This window comes from Daejeonella sp., from assembly GCF_049655485.1.
Taxonomy (GTDB): Bacteria; Bacteroidota; Bacteroidia; order Sphingobacteriales; family Sphingobacteriaceae; genus Daejeonella.
In genome coordinates this window covers 1-3,914 of the sequence record NZ_JBASJU010000367.1, presented here as the reverse complement: position 1 = coordinate 3,914, position 3,914 = coordinate 1, and the positions used below count along the sequence as shown (strand labels likewise).

The 3,914-nt window shown below is 37.4% G+C and carries 7 protein-coding genes; 3 read left to right on the top strand and 4 right to left on the bottom strand.

Annotation, left to right across the window (positions count from 1 at the left end):
• A partial coding sequence (locus WBJ10_RS15140) for a hypothetical protein (protein ID WP_424291769.1) occupies positions 1–401 on the top strand: 401 nt, incomplete at its 5' end.
• On the opposite strand, the gene WBJ10_RS15135 is transcribed toward WBJ10_RS15140, so the two are convergent.
• Positions 380–547 (bottom strand): cation transporter, encoded by a 168-nt coding sequence (locus tag WBJ10_RS15135; RefSeq protein ID WP_424291767.1) that lies wholly within the window; start codon positions 545–547, stop codon positions 380–382. The two genes, WBJ10_RS15140 and WBJ10_RS15135, sit on opposite strands and share 22 nt — an antisense overlap.
• Positions 548–744: 197 nt before the next feature.
• Between WBJ10_RS15135 and WBJ10_RS15130 the strand changes: the two genes are divergently transcribed.
• Positions 745–1,446 (top strand): hypothetical protein, encoded by a 702-nt coding sequence (locus WBJ10_RS15130; protein WP_424291765.1) that lies wholly within the window; start codon positions 745–747, stop codon positions 1,444–1,446.
• 201 nt (positions 1,447–1,647) lie between these two features.
• Here WBJ10_RS15130 and WBJ10_RS15125 read toward each other — a convergent pair whose 3' ends face one another.
• The 3 genes from WBJ10_RS15125 to WBJ10_RS15115 form a co-directional block, all read right to left on the bottom strand.
• A complete protein-coding gene (locus tag WBJ10_RS15125; protein WP_424291763.1) occupies positions 1,648–1,836 on the bottom strand; it encodes an ATP-binding protein in 189 nt (62 codons plus the stop codon).
• Complete coding sequence (locus tag WBJ10_RS15120; protein ID WP_424291761.1) at positions 1,833–2,648, bottom strand: histidine kinase dimerization/phospho-acceptor domain-containing protein; 816 nt, start codon at positions 2,646–2,648, stop codon at positions 1,833–1,835. Before WBJ10_RS15120 ends, WBJ10_RS15125 begins: the two co-directional genes overlap by 4 nt.
• Positions 2,649–3,187: 539 nt before the next feature.
• Entirely contained in the window at positions 3,188–3,370 is a 183-nt protein-coding gene (locus tag WBJ10_RS15115) for a hypothetical protein (RefSeq protein ID WP_424291759.1), read from the bottom strand.
• 164 nt (positions 3,371–3,534) lie between these two features.
• Between WBJ10_RS15115 and WBJ10_RS15110 the strand changes: the two genes are divergently transcribed.
• The coding region (locus WBJ10_RS15110) for a response regulator (protein WP_424291757.1) at positions 3,535–3,914 on the top strand (380 nt) is incomplete at its 3' end.

The window sequence follows — 3,914 nt, the reverse complement described above, 5'->3', positions numbered from 1 at the left end:
TTGTTATAGAAGGATTTGAAACAAAAGAAGATGCCAACTTCCTTCTGCCCGAGCTCAGCACTTACGGATTTAGAGGACTCTACGTGACGCAAGCCAGAAAAAAGATCGTTCAGCCGAAGACGAGCCCGGCTAGAACACTAAGTTCTTCAACAAGAGACGACGGGATGTACTTTTCCATTGTCGTCGAGCTGGCAACTGATGAAGCAGGCATTAAAGCTCAACAAGAGCGTATTTTGAAGGTTCTCAGATTAACCTCATACCCAATAAAGCAGGAAGGAGTATATAAGCTGATAATCACGGGCTTTCGTACCATGGGAGCCGCCGAAATCGCTTACCAAAAATTAATTAACGCGGGAATTAGTTCAGGTTACATTGCTACTTACAAGAAAAACTTTAAATAGGACCATCCGGATTGAAGTATGAGTTCATATCCAGTCAAGTTTTTATATGTCCACACTCCTACAACTTTTGATAGTTCGTTATTTACATGCGCTTCACAGCCTTCACAGGTCATACCTTTTATTATGAATATTGCCTTATTCTGCAACTCTTGGATTCTTGCTGTAGTATTACTATGAATAATCTTGATTTGAGTATTTGACAGGAGTTAAGCATGTAATGGTACAGAGTTAATCATTAAGGACCACCTAATAGCCATTGCTTAATTGTTTTTAAATAGTGGCAACATTTTTGTTACCATTACGTATAATAACAAATATTATAAGACTTGTTAACATAATGATAATGAAAAACTTTATAAAAACTGGAACTGCGATACTAGGTGCCGTACTGATTATGTCATCTTGTGAAAAAGATGATTCTACTGGAAGTGGAAAACTTTCTTACCAGGTTAAACCGGCCAATTTTACGGCGACAATAGGTACTACGATATCCGGGAGTGGTTTGCCAACGGGGAGCAATACCAATTCTAGTATAACCTGGACTTCCGGTTCCTTATACATTAGCGAAATTGATTTCGAAGCTGAAAGCAAAGACCGGGAAATTGAGTATGAATTTAAACAGGGTGTAAGTGTTGATTTATTTAACCTTAGTCCCATATTAGGAAGCATTACTATTCCTGATGGGACATACGATGAAGTTGAATTAGGACTGGAATTGAAAAAGTCGAGCACTAATATTCCACTGACTTTGAAAGGCACATACACTGATGGAGGTGGCGCTAAGATACCGGTCGAATTTTACCTGAATGAAGATTTTGAAGTCGAAGTAGAAGCGGAAGATTTGGTTGTTAGTGGAAGTAATGACTATTTAGGTCTAATTAATGTTCAACTTAATAAATTCATGACCAATGTTCTTTCGGCTGATTTAAGCAACGCAACAAAAACAAGTGGTGTAATTGTTATATCTAGCACATCAAACATGAATTTATATGCTAAATTAAAGGCAAATCTCAATGCTTTCGCAGATTGCGATTTTGATGATTAATTATCGCCTATTATAAATATAGGTTTTCACAAATTCCCTTCCGTAATTGAGGGACCATGGCTGAATAATTTGATTTGCTAAAGCAAATGATTATTCAGCCATTTGTTTTTCATAAGATTTAATCCTTTTCCCTGTTTTAACACGTGAAATTTTCTGTTTGCGACTGAGCGAGGGTCACTGGACCAATGCTGATAAAGTTTTTTAATATTGCGGTAATAATACTTCAAAAGTTGCCCCATTAACATCTGAAGTGATTGAGAATGTACCTTTTAAGCCTTCTATCAGATGTTTAACCAAAGCAAGACCAAAGCCATAACCCTGTTCACCGTTTGTACCTTCGGTGGAACCGGATTTACCTTGCAGAATCGCATCAATCTGGCTTTGGCTCAACCCGCGCCTTTTGTCTTAGCCTGCGGAATATACAATTTCTCAAGTTTTTCTTTAAAAACCCTTAGATTCAGTTCATCGCCTTTCATGGGACCTTCCGACTTCTTTTCAGCACTAAGAATCTCATCAGCGAGTTCCAGAAGTGAATGTCCGCTTTTATAAATCAGGTTTATGAACTCCAAAACCTCATCCATATTATTTTCTTTACCTTGTTCACTGATGATCTTGGCAAGGCCTATAATTCCCCCCAAAGGACCACGGATATCATGGGCAACCTTGTTTTTTGTGTCAGTTGCTTCAATAGCCTTTTTTCTTAGAGATTCAATAATTTTATAGGTTTTGAGCCGGTTCACAATTTCATCGGCTATGATCTTCAATAACTCTGTTTTTTCAGGTGACAAAGTTTTTGAACTTGTGTCCATAAGGCACAAAGCCCCTATGCTATAACCATCGGAATTTAAAGGTATACCATAATAGTATTTCAATTTAAGGTCATTGGTTACATAGAACTTATCCTTAAAGCGCACGTCTTTACTGAGGTCCCCAATCTCAAAATGATTATTTTCCGCAATAGTATATTGACAAACAGATTCTTCTCTTGCCATCTGATCAATTTCTAATCCATGACTGGATATGGTCCACTGAGTAAATGAGTCGATTAAATTTACAAGCGATATTTCAGTTCCGGCTACACTCGCAGCCAGCCTGGCGAGATCTTTAAACTTATCGTTGTAGTTGGAATAATCGATGTCGAAATCTGACAAATTTAAAATTCGATCTAGTTCGTTAGCAGGTATTGGTTCTGAGATACTCATAAAAAATAATTTTCTTTAATACGATCGTGATGAAATAGCTTCGTTTTCATCGCCATATTTCAACGGTTTTTAAAGCAATATAATGCATATTTTCAAATTGCAGTTTTTGCGCGAACCACCCGCAAACGGAGCAAACTAACTAAGGAAATAAGCACGTATTGCCGTCCTTTGTATGTCACGCGAACAATTGCCGAAACTATTGACTAGTAGGTAATATGCGTTTGGTCACAATAAATTTCACAGTTTTAAAGTGACTGCGGTTCGAAGTTCGCAAAGCACCGAAAACTAAGAGATTTGTATTACCTATTCATGATGTGGAGATTCAGTTGTGTGGGAGGAGTTATTTACCAAAAAATTAGATTGCTGTTACGATCAGCATGTAAATAGCTGCTACAATAAATGCTAATGGAATTAAAGCTACTAAATGGCTGTAAGTTAAATTTTTCATGTGAAAATTTTTTATGTTCGTTAATTGTAACATAATAATCAAATAAAGGACCAATGCCAAAAGGAGGCATTCAGAGGACTTTTTACAGAGTCTACCACGCGATCCGGGTATTTAATTCCACAACCTGGGGAATGTTTTCAACTATCTCGCGATGTACCTGGATTTTAGGCTGCAAAAACACGGCTTTGCGTTCTACGCGGACCTCACCTGTTTCATATGGAATTTTAGCCTGCTTATTTCTCTTATTTATACCCTTAATATCTGTTCCTGCCAAACCTAAGTGGTTGCCAACATTTTTTCTTAGAAAGAAACGTTCGGGGTACGATTTTTGACGCCAATTAAATTAATTTTTTTATAGGTAAAATATTACCGCCTTTTACATAGGATTATATAAAAATCTCAAATTAACAACGTTCTACTCTCATCAATTCCCTTTAAATGAAAAAAGTATTAGTATGTGACGATGATAAAAATGCAAGATATTTAATGACCTTCGCCCTGACGGGCCTGCAATGGGAGGTAGTGACCAGTGAGGATTGCAATAATATTATAGAAAAAGTTATCGAGCACCAGCCGTCAGTAATCATAATGGATAATGTCATCCCAGACATTGGAGGTGTTTTAACGATACAACTATTAAAATCTAACCCCCTCAGTAAAGACATTCCCGTGATCCTTTCAACTTCCGACCGTGGAATTATCGGACTAGCAGAAGAAGCCGGGGCGGATTTTTATTTGCCAAAGCCGGTAGATTTAAAGAAGCTTGAATCAGTTATGAACGATTCGTACCGTATTTTTTTGTCGAACAATCCCGATCA

Coding starts and splice junctions, on each gene's coding strand:
- WBJ10_RS15120 (WP_424291761.1), bottom strand. CDS start 2,648: ATGAGTATCTCAGAACCAATACCTGCTAACGAACTAGATCGAATTTTA.
- WBJ10_RS15130 (WP_424291765.1), top strand. CDS start 745: ATGAAAAACTTTATAAAAACTGGAACTGCGATACTAGGTGCCGTACTG.